Origin of the sequence: Novipirellula herctigrandis, from assembly GCA_007859835.1 — a bacterium.
Taxonomy (GTDB): Bacteria; Planctomycetota; Planctomycetia; order Pirellulales; family Pirellulaceae; genus Novipirellula_A; species Novipirellula_A herctigrandis.
In genome coordinates, this window is the sequence record SJPJ01000001.1 from 3,509,498 (window position 1) to 3,530,732 (window position 21,235).

At 53.5% G+C, this 21,235-nt stretch carries 18 protein-coding genes and 1 pseudogene; 2 read left to right on the forward strand and 17 right to left on the reverse strand.

The genetic code is table 11. From position 1 onward, the window contains the following. Nucleotides 1-48: 48 nt before the first annotated feature. From CA13_RS12960 to CA13_RS12975, 4 genes are all read right to left on the reverse strand, one after another. Nucleotides 49-1,227, reverse strand: coding sequence for an ABC transporter permease (locus tag CA13_RS12960; protein ID WP_146397275.1), 1,179 nt, complete (start codon nt 1,225-1,227; stop codon nt 49-51). After that, a complete protein-coding gene (locus CA13_RS12965) occupies nt 1,224-1,916 on the reverse strand; it encodes an ABC transporter ATP-binding protein (RefSeq protein ID WP_419194270.1) in 693 nt (230 codons plus the stop codon). The genes CA13_RS12960 and CA13_RS12965 overlap by 4 nt, the downstream gene beginning before the upstream one ends. A gap of 87 nt (nt 1,917-2,003) precedes the next feature. Further along, entirely contained in the window at nt 2,004-3,773 is a 1,770-nt protein-coding gene (locus CA13_RS12970) for a hypothetical protein (protein WP_146397277.1), read from the reverse strand. Beyond that, entirely contained in the window at nt 3,766-4,602 is an 837-nt protein-coding gene (locus tag CA13_RS12975) for a metal ABC transporter substrate-binding protein (RefSeq protein ID WP_419194271.1), read from the reverse strand. The genes CA13_RS12970 and CA13_RS12975 overlap by 8 nt, the downstream gene beginning before the upstream one ends. A gap of 396 nt (nt 4,603-4,998) precedes the next feature. Here CA13_RS12975 and CA13_RS12980 point away from each other — a divergent pair, with 396 nt between their 5' ends. Beyond that, a complete protein-coding gene (locus CA13_RS12980) occupies nt 4,999-6,846 on the forward strand; it encodes a cyclic nucleotide-binding and patatin-like phospholipase domain-containing protein (RefSeq protein WP_146397281.1) in 1,848 nt (615 codons plus the stop codon). 224 nt (nt 6,847-7,070) lie between these two features. Here the strand turns inward: CA13_RS12980 and CA13_RS12985 are convergent, their stop codons facing one another. Next, nucleotides 7,071-7,646, reverse strand: coding sequence for a recombinase family protein (locus CA13_RS12985; protein WP_419194272.1), 576 nt, complete (start codon nt 7,644-7,646; stop codon nt 7,071-7,073). A 173-nt stretch (nt 7,647-7,819) separates the two neighbouring features. Here CA13_RS12985 and CA13_RS12990 point away from each other — a divergent pair, with 173 nt between their 5' ends. Further along, complete coding sequence (locus tag CA13_RS12990; RefSeq protein ID WP_146397283.1) at nt 7,820-9,205, forward strand: carbohydrate porin; 1,386 nt, start codon at nt 7,820-7,822, stop codon at nt 9,203-9,205. Nucleotides 9,206-9,226: 21 nt separating this feature from the next. Here CA13_RS12990 and CA13_RS12995 read toward each other — a convergent pair whose 3' ends face one another. The 12 genes and pseudogenes from CA13_RS12995 to CA13_RS13050 form a co-directional block, all read right to left on the reverse strand. After that, entirely contained in the window at nt 9,227-10,552 is a 1,326-nt protein-coding gene (locus CA13_RS12995; protein WP_146397285.1) for a BatD family protein, read from the reverse strand. Further along, on the reverse strand, nt 10,549-11,142 hold the full coding sequence (locus CA13_RS13000; RefSeq protein WP_146397287.1) for a tetratricopeptide repeat protein: 594 nt from the start codon (nt 11,140-11,142) through the stop codon (nt 10,549-10,551). The genes CA13_RS12995 and CA13_RS13000 overlap by 4 nt, the downstream gene beginning before the upstream one ends. Continuing rightward, a complete protein-coding gene (locus CA13_RS13005; RefSeq protein ID WP_146403630.1) occupies nt 11,139-12,071 on the reverse strand; it encodes a vWA domain-containing protein in 933 nt (310 codons plus the stop codon). Before CA13_RS13005 ends, CA13_RS13000 begins: the two co-directional genes overlap by 4 nt. After that, a complete protein-coding gene (locus CA13_RS13010; protein ID WP_146397289.1) occupies nt 12,071-13,156 on the reverse strand; it encodes a VWA domain-containing protein in 1,086 nt (361 codons plus the stop codon). Before CA13_RS13010 ends, CA13_RS13005 begins: the two co-directional genes overlap by 1 nt. Beyond that, a complete protein-coding gene (locus tag CA13_RS13015) occupies nt 13,150-13,629 on the reverse strand; it encodes a DUF4381 domain-containing protein (RefSeq protein ID WP_146397291.1) in 480 nt (159 codons plus the stop codon). Before CA13_RS13015 ends, CA13_RS13010 begins: the two co-directional genes overlap by 7 nt. After that, nucleotides 13,629-14,552, reverse strand: coding sequence for a DUF58 domain-containing protein (locus tag CA13_RS13020; RefSeq protein ID WP_419194273.1), 924 nt, complete (start codon nt 14,550-14,552; stop codon nt 13,629-13,631). The genes CA13_RS13015 and CA13_RS13020 overlap by 1 nt, the downstream gene beginning before the upstream one ends. Then, nucleotides 14,549-15,529, reverse strand: a pseudogene (locus tag CA13_RS13025) (AAA family ATPase); the annotation flags it as partial. The pseudogene CA13_RS13025 and the gene CA13_RS13020, both read right to left, overlap by 4 nt. Nucleotides 15,530-15,571: 42 nt before the next feature. Then, entirely contained in the window at nt 15,572-16,090 is a 519-nt protein-coding gene (locus CA13_RS13030; RefSeq protein WP_419194274.1) for a transporter suffix domain-containing protein, read from the reverse strand. Nucleotides 16,091-16,115: 25 nt separating this feature from the next. Continuing rightward, a complete protein-coding gene (locus CA13_RS13035; RefSeq protein ID WP_146397297.1) occupies nt 16,116-17,606 on the reverse strand; it encodes an HlyD family secretion protein in 1,491 nt (496 codons plus the stop codon). Between the two features lie 26 nt (nt 17,607-17,632). Continuing rightward, nucleotides 17,633-17,863, reverse strand: coding sequence for a DUF3302 domain-containing protein (locus tag CA13_RS13040; RefSeq protein ID WP_146397299.1), 231 nt, complete (start codon nt 17,861-17,863; stop codon nt 17,633-17,635). Between the two features lie 59 nt (nt 17,864-17,922). Then, nucleotides 17,923-19,524: a hypothetical protein gene (locus CA13_RS13045; RefSeq protein WP_146397301.1), complete on the reverse strand. Its 1,602-nt coding sequence runs from the start codon at nt 19,522-19,524 to the stop codon at nt 17,923-17,925. Between the two features lie 59 nt (nt 19,525-19,583). Continuing rightward, nucleotides 19,584-21,182 carry a hypothetical protein gene (locus CA13_RS13050; RefSeq protein ID WP_146397303.1) on the reverse strand — a complete coding sequence of 533 codons (1,599 nt, stop codon included), beginning with the start codon at nt 21,180-21,182 and terminating at the stop codon, nt 19,584-19,586. Between the last annotated feature and the right edge of the window lie 53 nt (nt 21,183-21,235).

Genomic DNA, 21,235 nt, shown 5'->3' on the forward strand with positions numbered 1-21,235 from the left:
AATGACGCAAGGAAAAGACTCTGCGTGATTTCGCGGTGCGAAATACGACTATCCCATCAAGTATTGTTGCACGATTTGGGGTGCAAAGATTGTCGTTAGCCAAGTCAAGCCCGAGGCGATGCCTACACCTAGCACAATTACAAATCCAACCTCCGTTGCCAACACGCCCAATATCCGTCCGCGTGAACCACCGATTTTGGCCATCGTTTCAATCTCGCGTGCCCGTTGTTTCAGCGAGAGCACAAAAACGACAACAACCAACAACAGGGTAACGGCGCCAGTCAACACCAAGGCTGTCAGGACCAGATTTTGAATCGCAAAAACGGTTTGCAGTAATTCTTCAACAACCTCGACTGGTCGGACTAACTGCACGGTGTCGTTGTCCTGGTAGTCGCCCAACAACATCGACATTGATCTGCGATCTTCGGGTAGCGCCAACACAGCTGTGATCGGAAAAGTCGATCGTCGGCCATGAAAGTGAAAAGACCGGATGTTTTCGTCCGTGACTTCTTGGTATTGCCGAACGGAGGCGTTTGCGGTGATCTTATTTCCGTCGCGGCTAAGGACATTTTCCGCAGCCCTCTCATCACTCAAGTCAAAATGTCCGTGCCCCAATCCTTCGATAACCCACGCTGTCTTGAGGTCAACGAAAATCGCATCGTCATCGGGTGTAGCCGATGACGCCAAGACTCCTGTGATTCGCATTTTCAAAGGGTACTCGTCGGCAATTCCTAGCGCCGACTCCGGTGACGAAATAACACTATCGCCAGCAGACAATCCGCGTTGTCGTGCGACGTTGGCCCCGACAACGCAATCGCCCAATCGCTTCAGCAACGCCCCCTCTTGAACACTTAGCCCGCGAAAATCGAAATACTCAAGTGATGTGCCGACGATCGGTGCCGACTGCGAACGAAATCGGACATGCAGCGGAATCGCATCGACGTTTTCGGTATACGCCACGTCACTACAATCGCCGTACTTGATCATCTCGGGCACACCGCTGCCGTAGTAGAGCGAATTGAGTGTTAGCTCCAGTGGGCTTCCTTTGGCCCCCAGCAGCAGTGGTGTCGTGACCGCTCGCGAAGTCAGTTGCTGCTGACCTTGTCGGACAAGCACTTGCAAGACGGCTGGTATTAAAACGATCAGGGCAATGGCAAGAACCAAGATCGCTGATTTAATGCGATGATAAACAAGATATCGCCACGCCAAATACAGAGTATCATTCACGTCGCCACCTCTGCCGTTTGGCTAGAAGCGTGAAAGGATGAAAAATCAATCACGCGATCGAATCGGTCAAGCAGTTCGTGGTCGTGCGTGACTGTCACGAGCGTTGATTGACGCCGTTTAGCATCATCGATCAGTGCATCAACGACTTTCCATTTGTTACCAGGATCCAAGTTGCCAGTTGGCTCATCGGCCAGCACCAAGGGAGGCTCTGTTAGCAACGCACGGCAAACGGCAACGCGCTGTCGCTCGCCTTGACTAAGACGACCTGGGTAACGACCAAGCTTGTCGTTGATGTCAACGCTTTCAGCCAACTGTTGTGCGCGATCAACAATCTCGCGGGTTAACTTCAAGGCTGCGCTGATTCGGTAGGGCAACAGAATGTTATCCAGAACGGATAGATGTTCTAACAACTCAAACTCTTGGAAAACCAAACCGATATTGCAGACTCGATGATCGCGACTGGATGCCGTAGCGAGCCCGCTCACGTCGCGGCCAACGACCGTTACAGACCCCGATTCGGGCGTTCTGATTCCAGCCAACAGATGCAGCAATGTGGTCTTGCCAGAACCACTTGACCCAATGAAGGCAACCGTTTCACCAAGCGATACACGCAACTCATCCACCTGCAAGCGGAACGTGGTTCCCGCAAAAGCAAAGTGTAAATCGTTGATTTCGATTATGTCTGACACCGATAGATTCCCACTTACCAAAGTCGTATTTCGCTCCGCGAAATAACGGTCTCACGCTCGTGATTTTGCGGAGCAAAATACGACACTCTAGATCCTTTGCTCATCCGTCAATTCCATTTCGATGATTTTCCACTCGCCGTTGATCGCCTTGATCACCAATTCGCCCTGGTATTGGTTGGTGCGTTGATGCAAGTGCCCCCAATGTCCGACGCTACCCGTCACCATCCAGGTACAGTTGGCCACAAACGAATCGGTTCCATTGGGCGTAGCACGACAATCACTCAGTTCGATGGCTTTCACTTTTACGCGAGCACCACCCTGACTGGCCAACGTCAACGACTTTCGAGTGTCTAAATAGATATCGGTCAACAGGTCGCCACTAGCACTCCGTTCAAGCACGTCGTAAACAATTCCTTTTTCACGATAGTCGAACGCACGATAGATGTTGTGCAGCAAACTGAAGGCGATTTCCTTTCCATCGTCGTTTGGCATCTTGATACCGCGACCGACCGACAAGCTAACTCGCGGTCCAGGTGAAAAAACACCGGTGGCACCTGCCAGCGTGATAACGCCAAGCGTGCTCAACACAGGGCGACTTTTCGGTGAAGCGGAGAATGCCCAGACGAGCCCAAATCCAAGAACGCCGATTAATGTAAAAACTGGAATGCCAATTGTCTTTCGCTCTGGCGGAGCCACATTCATAAATGCGGGCACGGTTGGTTTCTTCAGGAAATTTTTCCAGACAAGCATTGTGTCGGTGGGATCGAGCGTCCAAGGCATTCCGCCAGCTTCATCGGTCGCCACACAAGGCACTCTGCTAATCCGATCATCAAACAGTTGCCACTGCATCGTTACGTTTTGCGGGAGCGACTCGATCGGATAAACGTAGATTGCGCCCAACATCGCTATGTTCAGGTCGATGTCGGTACCAGGTTGCACGACGCCTGTCGTTTTCAAAGTACGGTTGATGAAATGAACACGATCCAAAGTGCCAGCGATTGTTTGCCCGTCAACTTGCAGTGGCGTTTGCGTGGCCAAGTACTCCGCTGCTTTCGTTCGAACGTCGTCGCGCTGTGAGGCCGAGATCTTCGTTTTCCCTTCTAAGCCTAAATCAACCCACGATTGCAAATCCTTGGGCCGAATCACGATCTCTTTGCGGACTTCGAAGTTCTCGACATACAAGAACGCCGCAGCAGGAGCGTCGTATCTTCGTTGCAAATTGGATTTCTGGAATTTGCTGTACCATGGATCACTCCAATCCAGATCGAGCAACTCCTTTCGTGACAGATAGCGAAAGTCGTTAACGGCGACGCCTTTGTGATAGACGACAAAACCGATGCTGGCGATCGTATTGGAGGTCGCAGATGGAGGTTGAATCGAAAGATTTTCAGGAGTTTGTTCCAGGTCGTACACCAACATGGTTCGCAGCACCCAATCAGCATCTTTTGGCTGCAACAGTAGTGGATCGCCCGTGATTTCATCTCGCACAATCCGTCTTCCGGCGGTGATTTCTGCAGCTTTTCCACTTAGTACCAGATCACCCGCCTGGATGACGAAATCGCGTTCGAAGAATTCTGCCAATCGCTCCTCACGTAGGCGGTCGTTGCCGGTCAGCTTCTCATACAGTTCATCTGGCAATAGATTCTTGAAGGCTGCCACATCGTCGCTGCCGATCTCCAATTCGACCCGAACAACCTCCTCTTCGACAAAAATCTCGGCGATCGTCGAAGCGTTCATGGCACGCGTGACGACCAACGCATCCGCCAACGAGCGTCGCGGATTCACCGCGATGCTCAGCGACACGACCAATCCGATAAAAACGAACGTCGCGATTCGATCTTTTGCAGATTCACTCACTTGTCGCCGCAATATTATGAATGCTCTCGTTCATGATCAATAGGAAGTCGCCATCCTCGGGCACCTTCAGTAGCGGACAAAAGACAATCACTTTCACCTGCAACTGATCAAATCGATCCTGAATCTCTTTGTTGGGTTGCTCATGCCAAAGCATCGCTTTGACATTGCGTTCTTTTACATCCTGATCGACTAATTTCCATCGCTGGCTGTTAACGGCTTCATCTGCACGAAGGTCATAGCTTTTCAGGTCCAATGAATATCGTTTGGCAAAGTATTCATAGCAGCCGCGCGATGCGATCCAATTCGCCGCCAACGACTTGACGACGCGGTCCGTTTCACCGTCCAACTTCTCAAGGTCCGCCAGCAGATCATCATAGTTCGTTTGAATTTGATCACGTGATTGAGGGAATAGTTTCAGCATCTCTTCCCTGATCACGTCGATCTGTTTCGTCGCCAGTCTTATATCCAGCCAAGTTTCTGAAACCAAATTCGCGTCGTCTGCCTCGCCTTTAGGTCCATGTGTGTGCACCACAGCGCCAGTCTGCGCAATGAAGTCGTCATTGCTGAAACCGCGCGTGGTTACCGACAACTTCGACGGCGGCAAGGTAACACTTTCGATCCACGATGCAAAACCAGCCCCGTTCAGCAAGATCAAGTCGGCGGATTGCAGTTCACTGACGTCTTCTTCGTTGGGATTCCACTGGGATGCAACTTCGCCGACAGGCACAATGCAACGAACATCAGCCATAGTACCCACAAGGCGTTCGGCGAAATACGCGAGCGGATAATTGACAGCGATGACGATCGGTTTCGCGCGAGCGCGCTTCAATTCAGTTTTGGACCAATTAACCTTCGTACAACCCGCAACTGCGAGAAAACACAAAACTGCTGCAAAAATCGTTCGAGTTTTCGACATGACGACAACAGCTGTATTGGTGAAACAATCGTCGTATTTCGCTCCGCGAAATAACGGATTCACGATATACCGAATTGTACCGCACGTGATTTCGCGGAGCGAAATACGACATTACTGCAAGCTTTGGCGAAAATTCACGTTGTGCCAACTTTAGCACAATTGATTCGGTTGATTCTCACGATCAGCTTTTCGTACACTAGCTAAACTAGACCGAACCGTACCGTAAACACAGTATATCGTTTCTGAGCGATAACGTAATGTCACCTGTTGTCGCCTCCGGACCACGCATCCTCACCTTTGCCAAACGCTGTGAACGAAAACTCCAGTCCGCTTGCTCTGCTGCAACTACATTTATCCACGCGCGGGCTGAGCGAGGATGCAATCGCTTCCATCGCGAAAGAGTGTGAAGTCGTTCGCTGTGCGGAGTCGGAGGTTCTGCTTCAACCAAATCAACCGATTGACGCGTTGTATCTCGTTTGCACCGGCCAACTTGTCGGCACGATTGCCATGCCCGGTGGCGTAGAGAAGTCGGTTTCCTTTGCGACCCGCGACGATCAAATAGGAATTCTAGCGATTCTCCAGGAATCGGATGGCCTTCAAGCCAAAGTCACGGCGGATCAGCCCAGTATCCTGCTTCGGGTTCCACGCGAAGCAGCAGTCAGGTTATTGGAAGAGCACCCGCTTTGGACGCGCAACCTGATGCGGATTCTTGGGCCGCAGATGCGAAATACGTTGATTGGCGCACGAAATCGACAGCGAAAACGGCTGGTCTCGTTCATTCACATGAGCCCAAAAACGTGTGCAATGACCATTCCGTTGGTCGAACAACTGACTTCGTTTGGCGAACAAGTAGGCTTGATCAGCGATCGGCAGGAAACGCTCGCATTGGAGACAACTCGCTCACTGAACTCGGTCGGCAGTGACGGCAAGTTCATGCCAACGCATGAGTTTCAAAAAATTGTAGGAGGCTGGTCCGACGTCGAGCGAATTGTGTTTGATTGCCAATATCAGAGTGCGGCTGACCGCCTGTTTGATCTGATTGTCGCCTGCGGAACGGTGTACTTTGTCTGCGATTCCAAATCGACGGAAAACGTCATTTCTGTATTACGCGAATTCCTCAAACAATCACCGACGCTAGTTGAAAAGATCTGTGTGATTCGCGTGCTTAATCGTGACGAGCAAGTTGCTCCGCTGGCTCCCGGATTAAGCGATGTGTGCACGAAGGATTTCAAGTACCACTGGGACGGATGCAATCAAGAGTCCATCGTATGCACTCAATATGCGGGACAACGGCGGATTCTTCATCACCTGCGCGGCGTCTCGGTCGGCCTGGCGCTTGGCGGTGGCGCTGCACGTGGAATGGCGCACCTGGGCGTGCTGCAAGTCATGGACGAGGCTGGAATCTCGATCGATTGTCTAACGGGGACGAGTGCTGGTGCATTGACTGGCATTCCATTCGCGGCTGGCTATACCGCCGACTTTTTGGTCAATGCTTTTGCAACCGACCTGCAACCGGGTTGGCCGTACACTTGGTTGCCGTACGGTGATTCGATTTATGTATTGGCCAAATATCGTTTCGGTGGCTGGGACCCGATGTTGCGAGTCTATTTGAATGACTGGAAACTGGAACAACTGCCGTTGCAGTTTGCCAGTGTGACGGTTGATTTGATTTCGGCCGCCCCAGTTGTCCGCACGACCGGTGATGCCACCACGGCAGTCTTGGAAAGCATTAATCTTCCCGGCATTGCCCGCCCGATTTGCGCCGATGGAAAAGCATTAGTCGACGGTGGTGTTTTGGACAATCTGCCAGCGGACATCGCCATTAATCTTGGTGCAAATTTCGTGATCGCCAGCGATGTATCCGCGAAAATCTGCTTCGAATTCGGTGGAATGAATTCCGATACCCCAACAGAGAAAATGAAACGGCCGAGCGGCACGGCATCATTGATCCGCATGCGAACCGTTCAAGACAGAAGCATCCGCGCAATCGGCGGCAGCCATGCCGACATTACGATTGAACCAGACATTTCAACGGTTCAATTGACCGATTTCAAGATTGCCGGAGAAACGGCCAAACTGGGGCGCACCGCGGCAGAAGAAGTCCTTCCGCAGCTGAAAAGTGTTTTGCACGAGATGGATCCGCAGCTGTTTCCGTAGTTCACATCGCTGCGTCGTTGCCCGCTCCAGCCTGTGGTTGAGTCTGGTGAGCCAAGCGCAGCCTTGGTAAAGGACCTCAAGCAACGGGCGATGGTTCACCGGTTTTGGACGCGGTTAAACAAACCAACCGGCACAATGCCAACGTGCTCGCCTTCGTGCACTTCGTCCTTGTATTTAATCCTGCCGATGTAGGTAATGTTTGCCAGCAGCTTATACAAAGCATTTCACGTAAACTCGCGTCCCCCACGATGGTCTCCCTTCTTGGTGACCCAACGTTTTGTTGCCCAGCCTCGTCGATTGATTTCGCGAATCGTTGGCAGCAACGATTGATATTCCAGATACAGCTCAAAGATCTGACGAACACGTGTCGCTTCGATTTCGTCAACGATTATCCTTTTGTGCTCGACGGTGTATCCGAGCAACGGCATTCCTCCGGACCACTTGCCGCGTCGGCGCGATGCGGCGACTGTGTCGCGAATCCGCTCGCTGATCATCTCCCGCTCGAATTGGGCGAATGAAAGTAGCACGTTCAAGACAAGTCGGCCCATTGAAGTCGATGTGTTGAGCTGTTGGGTGATGCTGACGAACGAAACTTGATGCGAATCGAACGTCTCGATGATGCGTGCGAAATCGAGCAGCGAACGGCTGAGCCGGTCGACCTTGCAAACGATCACGCAGTCGACTTTGCCGGCCTCGATGTCAGCCAATAGCCGCTTAAGCGGCGGTCGTTCCATGTTGCTGCCAGTGAAACCGCTATAGGTCGAACCTAGGCAAGCAAAAACACTGTGCTTTTTCGCCATTTGCTAATCACGCCTCTTCTTTCGGGGCGAAACCGGACAATGGCTTACCACTCGCTGATTTATCACGGAGTGAATATTGTCAACGCACGCTCAATTCAGCGAGTAACCTTCATCGATAACGAGCATCGTCCGGGCTGGCGAAACACATCGACGCTTACGAATGGAATCGTACAATGAAATTCAATCTGCCTATCCACGAGCTGCTAGCAAAATCAATCTTTGCAGCTTTTTCTGCTTTCCTCCTGTCCGGGCAGGCCGGATCATTACATGCTCAATCGGAATGCTGTTCGACAACATGCGACACGTTGAGTTGTGACAGTATCGCTGGTTACGACGACTGTTACGATTCCTGCGATGGACTAGCATGCAGTCCGTTTTCCTGCGGATTTTGCGACGGCGAGAACCTGTTTGGCGACTGGCTCGGAGTGAAGCCGCATCTCGCAGAGAGCGGTATAACTGTCGATGCAATGCTCACGCAGTTTCATCAAGGTGTCACCCAAGGGGGCGGCGAACAACGTTTTCGCTACGGCAGCAAGATGGATGCCTTTGTCAATATCGACACAGGCAAAATTGGCCTGTGGGAAGGCGGCTTGATTACCAGTCACGTAACGGATTGGCAGTTCGGTCAAAGCTCGATTGCCGACGCTGTGGGACTTGCACCTGTGAACACTGCGTTGCTGACGCCAAAGGTCGGTGAGCCGTCTTATGCAGTCACTAGTCTGCAATACACTCATCAACTTGGCGATGGTTGGGCAGCGACGCTGGGACGCATGAATTTGCTTGATTTATGGGTCGGGTTTTACCCCCAATACGGTCGCGGCATTGATGGCTTTATGAATACGTCTGTTTTGTTGCCACTGAGCACGATTCCCAGCATTCCTCTTATCAACAATGCTGCCGGAATTCTCAAAGCTGGTGATCGGGGAGTGGAAGCTGGCTTCTTCGTATTGGAAAGCCAACACAGCCCGACAACGGTGGGAATGGACTTCCCAAACGGTGTCACCCTGTTGGCAGTGGGGCGACAGTACACTGATTTTCGTGGCAAACCCGGGTCGCATACACTGCTTGGAAGTTACGCGACTGGGGATTACACATCGTTTGATCTCCAAGGTTGGGCAGTACTTCCCGAGGGCGGAGTTGAACCTGCAGAAAAATCTGGAACATGGGCGGCAATGTATCTTGGCGAACAACAACTGTGGAGTGATTCCAACAACCCAAACCGGTATACATCGATGTTCGGCTATGTAGGATTCTCTGACGACGAGACCAGTCCGTTTCGCTGGACCGGAAGCTTGTCAGTCGAGTCCTTCGGACCGATTGCGTGTCGACCCGCTGACCGCACCGGAATCGCCTACTTCTGCAACGGTCTCAACGACGACTTTCAGAACGTGTTTAGTCTCGTATCGCCTTTGGATGACATTCATGGTGGTGAAGTCTACTACAACGCCGCAATCACACCCTGGTTCCATCTGACATTCGATGTGCAGGTGATCGACCCTGCTATCGAAGCGAGAGATACGGCAGTCGTTCTAGGAACACGAGCGAAGATCGACTTTTAGACGGCGCGGCCACGTGGGCATTCAGCCCGTTTGAAATTTTTGGCTGCTCGGGTTGAGCGGTGGAAACTCTGGCGGTCCATGTGACGTATCGCCCCGACGGGTTTGTGGGCGTCGCTTCGAGAACACGGTCCAGAATTTTCGTCCGTCCCAGTCTTCCACGCTGCCCCTTTCGGCGGCCACCCCGTAAACTCGCTGTGAGAGCAAACGCCATTCGGCGTCGAGTGATAGCTCCAACTCGAAGTCTCGGGGCTGCTTTGCGTCAGAGGAGAGTTCGTTCGACTTCGCCCGTAACCAACGGAGCATCGCTCCATACGCGGCTTGGGCGTCGCCATCGTTACAGGCAGATCGCAACTTTCGTTCGGCAATCGCCACGTCACGGTTGGCACGTTGGCGAAGGTGATTCACTAGTCGCGAAACCGGCTTACGCAGTAGCCACACCGCCACGACGGCGAACATGACGGCACCGAGCACCCACGTCCACCGGACTGATTCGCTGGAACGGGAGTCATCCGACACCGTCGCGACGCTGGGTAACTCCGTGACGGAAAGGGTCACACTCGGCAGCGTCTTTTGCTCCAGCCTCTGCTCTGTCGGATTCCACCAAGTGAAGGACAATTCAGGGATGGTGTACTCACCACTCTCTTTAAACTGATAGGTTACGCGATCCGTTCGATACGCCCGTGCATCCCCCCGATCCACGCGATCTTCCAATTGGGGTGTCGCCAGATAGACCTTCACTCCTTGCATGGATTGATCCGCAATTGGGGCCAGCATCATGGCGGTTGTCCCCTCGGCTTCGCGATTCACCGAACGGACAATTGCATCCCCTGCTTTCAATGAAACTTCAGGAGAGGGCTCCCACGACTGTTCGATTTGCATCTTCGTTGCCGTAACGACCATCGCCATTGATTCAGTGTCGGGAGGACGTTTCGACTGGAACTTCACCTCTGCGGTCATGCCCTCGACCGGCTCAGCCTTGGCGAGAAACGATGATTTACCTTCAAATCGGACGCGAAAAGGAGGGATCGCGATCTCGCCCGATTGCTGCGTGAAGAGCGTGAATTCATGCTGCTGAATGAGATACGTTTCGCCTTCGACTTGTTCACTGGAGACGACCGGATTGCCGGTTTTGACAATCGCGGTGAGCGGTATTTCAGGCAAGTCGAAAGCTGGAGAGCCGCTGAACGGACCGGGCGAATAAAGAGTCACCGTGATTGTCACCGCTTCTCCCATCCATGCCGTCTCTTGGCCTAGCTTGATGCGAACAGGGGCAATAGCTGCCACGCTGCGACAGAACAGTACGACCAGCAGCAACAATGCAAAGCAGAACGTTCGACGGGCAATCACTGGGCACCTCCCTGATCTTGCGTCGCAAGCTGGTAGGAAAACTTTGCTTTTAGAAAATCTGCAGGTTTGGTTTGAACGCGAGTTAGCCACAATGCCTGCATGGCAGAGTTAGACAGTGGCTGTGCGGCTTCGGTTTCCGTCTCTTGACCGTCCTTGCCTTTCTTTTTGTCAAATCGGATCTCGTCAGCACCAAGTTTTTGGTCGCCCATGTCGCCGCCTTCCTGCTTGGTCTTATCTCTCCTGACCACCGCAATCGAACGATTGACTTCCGCGTCTTTCCAAGCTGGTCGCAATTCAAGAGCGCGGTCGTAACGCTGGATGGCTTCATCGTATTTGCCTCGCATCACGAGACAATTACCACGGTTAAATTCTGCTTCCGGCGTCGCAGAGCGAGCGAAAGATTGTTCGGCCAATTCAAATTCACCTGCGCGAAACCAAGCAACGCCCGTCCGCATCGGATCACGGAATGTCTCGGCTGCCGCTTGGTAGTTTTTCTGTTTCATCAAACGTTGACCTTGTTGATCCGGTGTAAACCAGAACTGCCACCAACTGATCGACGCAAGCACGGCGAACAACCCAACAAACCTCATAAAAGTTCCTCCGCAGACTTGCGATGTTCAACGCGACGAAAGGAAAGTAGTGAAAACAAAGCCAAAATGGGGACGAGCCACCAGCCTGCTTCAGCCCAACGAGTTCCCTCACCATCGGCCCCGGGCGAAACAGCCATCTGTGCCGTGCTTCGCACTAGCCTCTCCACGTCTTGATTGTCCGGTGTCATTGGGGTCAGTGTCGCCCCAAGCGCGTCTGCGGCTTGCTGCAAAGCATCAAGTTCAGGCGTATCGAGCCGGGCAATGGCAAGACAGTAAATGGGCAACGCGCACTGCGATCGAAACTCTTGAAGCACCGACAAACTCGCATCGGATGTGTCGGCGACGATCACGATGGAGCCTCGCTGGTCAGACAGCGTCTGCTCTGCAAGCGTGAGCGCCGCCGCCAAGTCGTCGCCTGGTTTAGGCATCACGTTCGGAGCGATCTCGGCTGCCATCGATGCAACCACCTCCGTATCTCTTGTCGGAGGTAAGACCAAATGCGACGAGCCTGCGTAGGCGATCAGCCCCAGTGGTTGCCCCTTGCGACCCGCCGCAAAGTTCGCGATCTTCAACTGAGCCTGGACGATGCGACTTGGCGTCAAATCGGATTGGTCCATCGATTCACTGGCTCGCAACAACAACATGACAGGCGTGGGATCGTCGGCAAAGGGTGACGGCTCGGGGCGAAACGTCGGTCCGGCAATCGCAATCACCGCGATCAATAACCCGCAAAGATGGACCTTGTGGTGCAGTTTGCCCGCTCGCTGGTGTCCGATCGTCAACATTTCCAGTAGTGTGGGGTCGATGATGCGACGCCAGCCCCGGAGTGGATCTTGCGACCGCTGGAGCTGCCAAACTATCCAAAATACGGCCGGCAGCAATACTAAACAGAGCGGACGGATGAAATGAAAATTATCCAACCAAGTCATCACGCCGTCACCTCCGAATCTGAATGATCACGTTGATTCATCGCAAAATCATCCGCTTCGACCGTCTGCAGTTCGAATGTCCGGGCATCGACGCGCAAGCGCGTCGCGTGGTCGCTTTTAGGTGTTGAACGAGCTGCTGAGAAAATCGTCCACAACGCCTCGCCAAGCGACAAAATTAGGGCAACCGCCACTAGCCAAAAGTACAAGTCTCGACGTGGACGATGACTAACCGTATTGACCTCTCGTGTCTCAATTTTGTCCAAGCGACCGTAGATACCTTGCAACTCCGATCGATCAAGAGCCAGAAAAGTACTGCCGCCGGTTGCCTCCGAAACACCTCTGAGCGATTCCAAATCCAGTTTCTCTTCGCCAGCCGTCGTTGGATCACCAATCGCCACCGTGTGAATCGTGATCTGTCGATCTTTTGCAACACGTGCAGCCTCGGTCGGTGGAACTTGACTGCCCGTATCGTTCCCATCCGTCAGCGCAATCATCGTCTTGGTCGGTACATCGCTGTTTTCGAATAATTGAATCCCTAAACCGATGGCATCGCCCAATGCTGTTTTCGGTCCTGCCATGCCAACGGCGGTTTCCTCCAATAACTGACTGCAGAGTGAAAGATCCGTTGTGAAGGGCACCTGCAGAAAAGGCGCGTTTCCGAAAACAACCAAACCCACTCGATCGCCCTCACGTCGCGAAAGGAAGTCACTCAGCACTTCCTTCACCGCCGCCAGTCGGTTCACCTTGTTTCCATTGGCATCGGTGAAGTCCTCTTGATCCATCGAACCTGACAGATCCACCAGTAGCAGCAAGTCACGCGTGGGGACAGTACGCTCGATTGGTGGTTCTAGCCATTGAGGACGAGCAACTGCGGCAAGCAACAACAACCACACAAGAACGTTCTTGATGATTGAGCCAAGCTCACTTGACTTCTTTGGGGACGTGCTTCCGCCAGCGACTTTAATCCGATCGAGGAACGGAACTCGCACTGCAGGATGCCGCTGCACACTTGCCGGTAGCAACCATCGGACGAGCAGCGGTAAGGGCGCAAGGCACAACAGCCAAGGGTAAGCAAAGGTTAGCATGTCTGTCGCCCCCGAACCGCATCTGAGCTGATTGTTCGATGCAGGCGAATCCAACCTGCCACATAATCGCGAAGCTCTTGCTGATCAACGATATCCGCATCACGAAATGCATCACTACTCAGGTACCTCTCGGTGGAGGACGTCATCGGCTGGTCCCCCCTTTCGCGTAACCAATCACACCATGGCTGACCCGAGAGCGAAGCAACTTCCTCTCGTGGGAAAACGCAGAGCGCTGTGCGTTTCAAGATTTGCGTCATCGTGGACGCACTGTTTGCTTGTTCAAGTTCGACCAATGCCGCCCGACGGTAAGCGTTAGCCTGCCATTTCTGCCAAGCCCGCGTTGCCAAATAGAGACCGGTTACCAGCGTGATTCCCAGTAGCACCCACCAACCAACCGCCAGAGGCCACCAAGCGACCGGTTCAGGGACCACGATGTCTCGCAAGTCCTTCAGATTTCCCTGCTCTGCAATCATCAACGATGCCCCAATGCTCTTGAGACTTGCCCCGCGACTGCCTCGTGCGTACAGAGCGGCAACAGAGGAATCCGCACGGACTGAAGTTGGTCCCGTATCTGCTGGCACTTTAACTGAAACGCGGTTGTAAATTGCTCCGAAAACGAGCGGCCTTCGGGAACGGAGATGCTTTCGATTCCGTCGCTTGCATTCATCGCCCCAGACACCGGAAAGGTGATACCAAGGGGATCGTAGACCAGCGCCGCAAGCACGTCGTTGTGGGCAGCTAAACGTGTTGCCAACTCCCTTGTCGTTAAGTCACTGCCGTGATAGTCCGTGATCAAAATGACCAAGTGATCGTGTACGGCTACGTTTGCAGCGTCGCGGAGCGCATCGTTCATGGCACCAGGATTCGTCTTGCCGCGAGCTGTGAGCTGACCATTGAGCCGTACCAATTCATGACAAATCCGCAGTACGTTGCTGCGACTGCGTTGCGGTTTGATTTGAACGGTTTCGTCATCGGAAAACAGGATGGCGCCTACTCGGTCGCCGCGATCGATCGTCCGCCAAGCCGTCAACGCTGCAGCTTCGGCCGCCAACGTTGCTTTCGTGGTTCGCGCACTACCGAAAAACATGTTGGTACGTTGGTCCACGACCAGAAGAACAGGCCTGTCACGTTCTTCGGAGTACACACGAACATGCGCCGCACGCAACCTTGCCGTGGCCCGCCAATCGATTGATCGAATGTCGTCTCCAGGCCGATAGCGTCGCAACTCTTCGAACGTTAACCCGCGACCGCGCACACGTGACGCGTGTCGTCCGCTCAGCAGACTATCGACGGGTTGTCGAGGGAGCAACGAAAAATCATTGGCTTCAAATTGAAGACGCACCAATTCCTTGAGCGATGTGTGGACTCGGATCGGTTGTGGTTGCGAGCGGTTCACGCGACTGCGACTTTCTCGAGGATAGCGTCCACCACGTTCTCACGTGTTTTCCCCGCAGCCTCAGCCTCGTAGGAAAGATGAATCCGATGCGCCAAACAAGCCGGAGCGACGGCTTGGATGTCTTCTGGCGAGACAAAGTCATTTCCCTTCAGCCATGCTCGCGCCCGTGCCGCCGCGTCCAAAGCAATCGTACCGCGAGGACTCGCGCCAATCCGAATCCACTTCGCCAACTCGTCTCCAAAACGGTTCGGTTCGCGCGAGGCGATCACCAAATCAACGATGTACTGCTCGGCAGATTCCGCCACGTGGACCGCATCAACCTCTTTCCGAGCTGCAAAGATTGCTTCCTGGGAAATCGGTTCGGGGGCAGTGCTGCCACCGCCGGTGTTTTCCGATCGCACCAGACGCAAGATCGAGAGTTCGTTCTCAGCAGGCGGGTACGGTACTTGGACGTACACCAAGAAGCGATCCATCTGAGCCTCGGGCAGTGGATAGGTTCCCTCCTGTTCAATCGGATTCTGTGTCGCAAGGACGAGGAACAAGTCGGGTAGTTTGTGTGTCTTGCCCGCCACGGTGACCTGCCGTTCTTCCATGGCTTCCAACAGCGCCGCTTGAACCTTGGCGGGTGCCCGATTGATCTCATCGGCCAGAACGAGATTTCCAAACAGTGGTCCCGGCTGAAACTCAAAGTCCCCGGTTTGCTCTCGGTAGATCTCCGAGCCGGTAACATCGCTCGGCAGCAGGTCGGGCGTGAATTGCACGCGCCGAAACTGGCTTTCAACCAATTTCGAAAGCGTCTTGATGGAACGGGTCTTCGCCGTACCCGGCAAGCCTTCCATTAACACGTTGCCATTTGCCAACAGGGCAATCAACAGACGCTCAACGACTGTCTCTTGGCCGATGATTTGAGCATTCATCTGGGCAGAGGCTTTTAAGATCGCATCGCGTGACATAATTTCCTTCAAAAAGATAGAGTGTTGATTGCCGTTCGTTGGTCAACGAAGAGTCCAGGATGAAGATCAATGCACAGGCTCAGCTCGTTTATCAGGGATGACTGCGTGAGCGTCATGCCGAAACAAGGATCGCAACTTGTCCCAAAAGGCTCCGCCCAGGACCATCAAGCTTGATAGTAACATGATGTCGCACGCCACCGCGTAAGTCCACGGGTTTGACACAAAACCTGGCAGGTGTTGACCGAAATAAGGTGATGCCCAACCAAACGCGAGGGGAACCACGAACAGGATCAATCCGATGCGGTAACGCCGCAAACCCACTTCACGAGCCGGGCCGAATTGTTTCAAACAACGAAATAGTTTGGCCTTGATCAACGCAAATCCTTCCTTGCCCGCAATCGCCGCACCCGCAATCATCAATAAGTCAGCCACGATCACCATGCTGCCACTGAAGGCGGCGGTGACAGCCGTGGTGGCTCCCATCAGCGGAAAAATGGGGATCAAGATCGGCCAAGCAATGCTGACAACGAAGAACGCAATGCCTACCCTGACTCGCCAGCCAGCCTGAGATGTTTCGTCACTCATGATAATTTTGCATTGGGTGATCACTTCAAACGTAGAGATAATTGAGAATAGATTGAATTCGAATCTGCACCTTGCGTATGATGTGAAGCATACGACCATGCTCGGTGTAGATCGCTGCGACCGCGGTCGATCCCTGTCGCAACATCAAGTCGGACGCTTCATCGTCGAGACGCAATCGAACCATGTATTTTTGTGTCCGCTCCGTCTTGGCGACTTTCGGCAGCGTGCCGCTGGGGACACCTTGGGCTTGCCCGACTCCCCAAACCACGCTCTCGACCTCGCCGCTGAGCACCTTTCCCGGATAGAGCGCCATCGTGATTTCCACCGCGTCACCTGGTTTAACGAGACCAAGGCCATTTTCGGTCACGATCGCGACCACCCATGTTTGCTCCGAGTCGACGAAGCTAAGCAACGGCGAACCGGCATTGGCAAAGGCCCCGGGGGTGAGTTGCAGATTCGATGCATACCCCTTGGAAGGAGCGAGAACGGTCGTTTCTTTGAGGTCAAATTGCGCTCGCTTCAGTTGCGCCTCGAGACTCTTGACTCTTGGTAGCTGTCCCTGCAGGTACTCCTTCAAGCCAACAACCGAGGCCTCGTGTTCCCGCAGCCACCCCAGGTGTAGTTCCAGTTCCACGACCTCTTCCTTCATTTCCGTCAGCTTTTCAGCAGATCGCTCATCATTCGATTCGTCACCCGAAGATTGGATCAGTTTTTCGAGGTCAGCCTTTCTCTCAATCCGACGATCGATCATCTCTTCGAACGTCTTTTGCGGTTGGACGCGAACCTGAATTTGACGAACTTGTGCAACGGCGACTTCCCGTCCAGCAATGGCGGAATTGAGTTGTGACTGCCCGACCCGCAGTGCGGTCTCCGCTTGGCGAACATCCAGATTTGCCTTCAGCAATGCTGCCTTGCTGACTTTGACTTCACCCCGACGCGTGTCGAGTTCTTGTTTCGAGGCGGCATTGCCCTCGATCAACTTCTCGGTTCGCTCGACATTCGCCTCATCCAGTTCCACCTGAGCCTCCGCCTGCGTCTGGCTCGCCATGGAGGTTTTGAGAGCCGCCAGGAGCGCAGTGATGTTGTCTTCCGCCTGTTGGATCTGCGAATCGGCCTGACGCACGGTCTCGGACGCAGCAGCCAATGCGGTGTAATTCGCAAAAGCGGTTTGCTTTGCCTCCACCAATTGAGCTCTCAGTGTCTCCACGGCTAGCTCGTACGGTTCGGTGTCAATTTGAAATAGCGGATCGCCAGCCGAGACCGACTGATTCTCTTTGACATGCACCGTCGTCACACGCCCACTGACTTGCGAGGCCATCGGCACAACAAAAGACTGCACATACACGTCCTTGGTGTATGGAGCAAACCGCTGAGCCATGAAAAAGAAGGAAGCGACGATACCGAGGCCGATCGCGAACACCACGATCTTCGCCTTCAGATCAAGCGTCGCAATTTTGAGCTTATAGAAAAGGATCCAGACGGCCAGCAGATAGACGCCAAGAATACAGATCAACATGAGGATTCCTTAATAGAAAAATAGCATTACGACCTTGAATCGGTCACTGTCATAGTTTTCGTAAAAGCCCACACCAGGGCGACCATCCAGAACACACCGGTCAACAATCCGACCCATCCACACACGTTGATGGCTTCGGCTTGAGGATGCTCGCGCTGGTGCGCGATCTTGCCGGGCAAACCTCCCAGCACGATCACGACATACACTAGCGCTGCGAGCGCGAAAAGTAAGACGAGAAAAGCAAAAATGTGAAGCATGGGTATCTCTTTTCTAGCGTTCAGATGCTATGGAATCGGTTTTTACGTACAACGCTTGGCTACGGCTTCGAGAGCCGTACCGGTCCGAACACACCCGTGACATAGATGTCGCTTTCATTGAGTGGGATGAAAAAGCCGCCGGCCCCGTTGAAGATTGGATTTTTGCCGAGGATCACCTTCCCGACTTCTTTGCCCGTATCCCAATCCAGATGCGAAAGGCTGTACACTCCGTCTTCAATCAAGGCCAGAGACACCGTATTGCTCGCCGCGGAGACTGGATGCAGGGTCCATTGCACCGGTACGTTCGCAACCCAATCGCTCTTGAAGGTCTTCGTGTCTGAATTCCAGCTCCACTTTTCGGCGCCGACGGGAGCTTCGCGAGTCACACCCGCAGTAAGAACCGTTTCGAAGACGGAGACTTTGCCGTCCTCCTGCTTGACTGGATCGGGCCAGGCCGAAGCAAACATCATGACGCCATTGCCGTAAATGTGTGGTGACCATTCGATCGTGGCCGGCACTTTAATTTTCAGCGGTAGTTGATCGGCGATGCGTCGTGACTTGGTGCCTTCCTTCTGTTTGAAATCGGCTGGAATCTCATCTCGCCAAAAAGCAATCACGCTGATCTTGGATCCAGCATCCGCCAACACGACCAGTTTGTCGTCGCCCGGACCAAAACCCATCAGTGCAGGCGTGTTACCCGCGCCCCGAGACAGTGCTTTTGGATTGGGCACGTAGTCGTATTCGCTTTTCCAGGCACCGTCGGCTTCCTTGTCCGACAGTGTTTTGCCGTCCCAAACGACTTTCCGCATGTACTTCGATGTCACGCAGTAGATGCCACCTTTGTCATCGACCGAAATACCATTATCGACGGCTTCGTCACCTAGCAAGATATACTGCATGCCTTTGAAGTCGCGATCCATCACCGCAATGATGCCGGGCATGGCAACTGCGAGGTGGCCGTCGTAGGTCATGGCAAATCCGAAGATGCGGCTGAGTTTGTCACGTTGGTCAGCCGGAACTCCGTCTCGCACATCATACGTCTTAACGATTTCGATTGGTGAATGAACATCACCGGGGCGCACGTCGCCAACTTTGTAGACCGTCGTGCCCCAACCGGCGTAGTAATAACCATCCTTGTCCATCAGCGTGTAGGTGCCGTTACCAACGGTTGCCGAGCCCTGTTTGGTTTGGCTCAGGAACTTGTTGTACTCCGCCAGGTATTTCTTCTCGTCGTTCAGGTTAGACTCCATCGCTTTGGCGATTCGTCGGATTTCGGTCGTCGACATGTTGTCGTCCTCGTGACCGGGGAGCGCCACTTCGTCAATGATTTCAAAATGCTGATCGGTGACGCGAATTTTTCCGATTCGATTTCCGCCGGAAAAGAAGATCGCCTGCTCACCGTCTTGGTAGGGTCGATGTACGGTGCCAATTGTCGTGACGCCCGGTAGCCATTGGACCTGAGACGGTTCGATTCTGGTTTCGCCCTTCCAAACCGGAAGCGCTGTCGTGTCAGTTTGGGCCGCGTCAAAGTGAATCGACGGGTACACGCTGTTCTGAATCAGAAACGGATGCGTCGGCGGAAGTTCCGCCGGCTGCTGGGCGTTGACCGTTGTTGTTGCCAACGTGACAACGACGCCCAAGACGATGGATACAATTTTCATAGTTCAGGTTCTTGATTCTTGAGGAGTGTGAATTCTGTTTCTTGTAGTAGTAGATTCCGTTAGTCCCTGGAAATCCGCACGGGACCAAATACTCCGGTGACGTAAACGTCGTTTTTGCTGAGCGGAATGAAAAACCCGCCGGCGGTGTTGAAGATTGGGCTCGTGCCAAGCACGACTTTTCCGACTTCTTTGCCGGTGTCCCAATCGACGTGCAACAGGCTGTAGACGCCTTTTTCAACCAAAGCCAGCGTGACGGTATTGCTGGCTGCCGAAACGGGGTGCAGTGTCCACTGCACGGGAACATTTGCCACCCAATCGCTTTTGAACGATTTGGTTTTTGAATTCCAACTCCACTTCTCAGCTCCAACGGGCGCTTCGCGAGTGACACCAGCGGTGAGGACGGTTTCGAAAACCGAAACTTTGCCATCTTCCTGCTTGACCGGATCCGGCCAGGCGGAAGCAAACATCATGACGCCATTGCCGTAAATGTGCGGTGACCATTCAATAGTGGCTGGCACTTTCATCTTCAGCGGAAGCTGGTCGGCGATGCGACGCGACTTGGTGCCTTCCTTCTGTTTGAAGTCTTTCGGAATCTCATCGCGCCAAAACGCAATCACGCTGATCTCGGAACCGGCATCGGCCAGCACGACCAGCTTGTCGTCGCCCGGACCAAAGCCCATCAGTGACGGAGTGTTACCCGCACCGCGGGAAAGCGCTTTGGGGTTGGGCACGTAGTCGTATTCGCTTTTCCAAGCACCGTCGGCTTCCTTGTCCGAAAGCTTCTTGCCATCCCAGACGACTTTGCGCATGTACCTTGACGTCACACAGTAGATGCCGCCTTTGTCATCGACAGAAATGCCGTTGTCGACGGCTTCTTCGCCCAGCAGGATGTACTGCATGCCGCCAAAGTCGCGATCCATCACAGCAATGATGCCCGGCATGGCAACCGCCAGGTTCCCATCGTAGGTCATGCCAAAACCGAAGATACGGCTCAGTTTATCTCGCTGGTCAGCCGGAACACCGTCCCGCACGTCATAGGATTTGACGATTTCGATCGGCGAATGAACATCACCAGGTCGAACATCGCCAACTTTGTAAACGTTGGTGCCCCAGCCGGCGTAGTAGTACCCGTCTTTGTCCATCAATGTGTAGGTGCCGTTGCCAAGGGTTGCCGAGCCCTGGTTTGATTCTTTTAGGAACTTGCGAAAGCCCTCCAGATATTTCTCTTCGTTATCCAGATTCGATTCCATCTGTTTCACGATGCGGCGAATCTCCGTGGTCGACATGCTGTCGTCTTCTTTTCCGGGAATCGCAACTTCGTCAATTAATTCAAAGTGATCGCCCGTGATCCGAATCTTTGCGATCCGGTTACCACCGGAGAAGAAGATCGCGTGCTCGCCGCCTTCGTAAGGTCGGTGCACCGTGCCAATCGTCGTCAGACCGGGAAGCCACTGAACCTGCGAAGGCTCGATTCTGGTTTCGCCCTTCCAAACCGGCAGTGATGTCGTATCCGTTTGTGCGGGATCAAAATGAACCGATGGATAGATGCTGTTCTGAATGAGGAACGGATTCGCAGGTGGTAGTGCCGCGCGGTCCTGGGCGTTGGCCGTTGTTGCCAATGCGACGAGTGCCATAAGCAGAGAAAGTGAAATCTTCATTGGTGTTCCAATAGGAGATTTTGGGATTGTTTGGTTTTTCTTGATCATTTGAT

What these genes read in the sequence shown, in the direction of transcription:
- CA13_RS13030 (WP_419194274.1), bottom strand. Translation starts at nt 16,090, where the DNA reads ATGAGTGACGAAACATCTCAGGCTGGCTGGCGAGTCAGGGTAGGCATT.
- CA13_RS13005 (WP_146403630.1), bottom strand. Translation starts at nt 12,071, where the DNA reads ATGACTTGGTTGGATAATTTTCATTTCATCCGTCCGCTCTGTTTAGTA.
- CA13_RS13000 (WP_146397287.1), bottom strand. Translation starts at nt 11,142, where the DNA reads ATGAGGTTTGTTGGGTTGTTCGCCGTGCTTGCGTCGATCAGTTGGTGG.
- CA13_RS13045 (WP_146397301.1), bottom strand. Translation starts at nt 19,524, where the DNA reads ATGAAAATTGTATCCATCGTCTTGGGCGTCGTTGTCACGTTGGCAACA.
- CA13_RS13035 (WP_146397297.1), bottom strand. Translation starts at nt 17,606, where the DNA reads ATGTTGATCTGTATTCTTGGCGTCTATCTGCTGGCCGTCTGGATCCTT.
- CA13_RS13010 (WP_146397289.1), bottom strand. Translation starts at nt 13,156, where the DNA reads ATGCTAACCTTTGCTTACCCTTGGCTGTTGTGCCTTGCGCCCTTACCG.
- CA13_RS12990 (WP_146397283.1), top strand. Translation starts at nt 7,820, where the DNA reads ATGAAATTCAATCTGCCTATCCACGAGCTGCTAGCAAAATCAATCTTT.
- CA13_RS13050 (WP_146397303.1), bottom strand. Translation starts at nt 21,182, where the DNA reads ATGAAGATTTCACTTTCTCTGCTTATGGCACTCGTCGCATTGGCAACA.
- CA13_RS13015 (WP_146397291.1), bottom strand. Translation starts at nt 13,629, where the DNA reads ATGATTGCAGAGCAGGGAAATCTGAAGGACTTGCGAGACATCGTGGTC.
- CA13_RS13040 (WP_146397299.1), bottom strand. Translation starts at nt 17,863, where the DNA reads ATGCTTCACATTTTTGCTTTTCTCGTCTTACTTTTCGCGCTCGCAGCG.
- CA13_RS12985 (WP_419194272.1), bottom strand. Translation starts at nt 7,646, where the DNA reads ATGGCGAAAAAGCACAGTGTTTTTGCTTGCCTAGGTTCGACCTATAGC.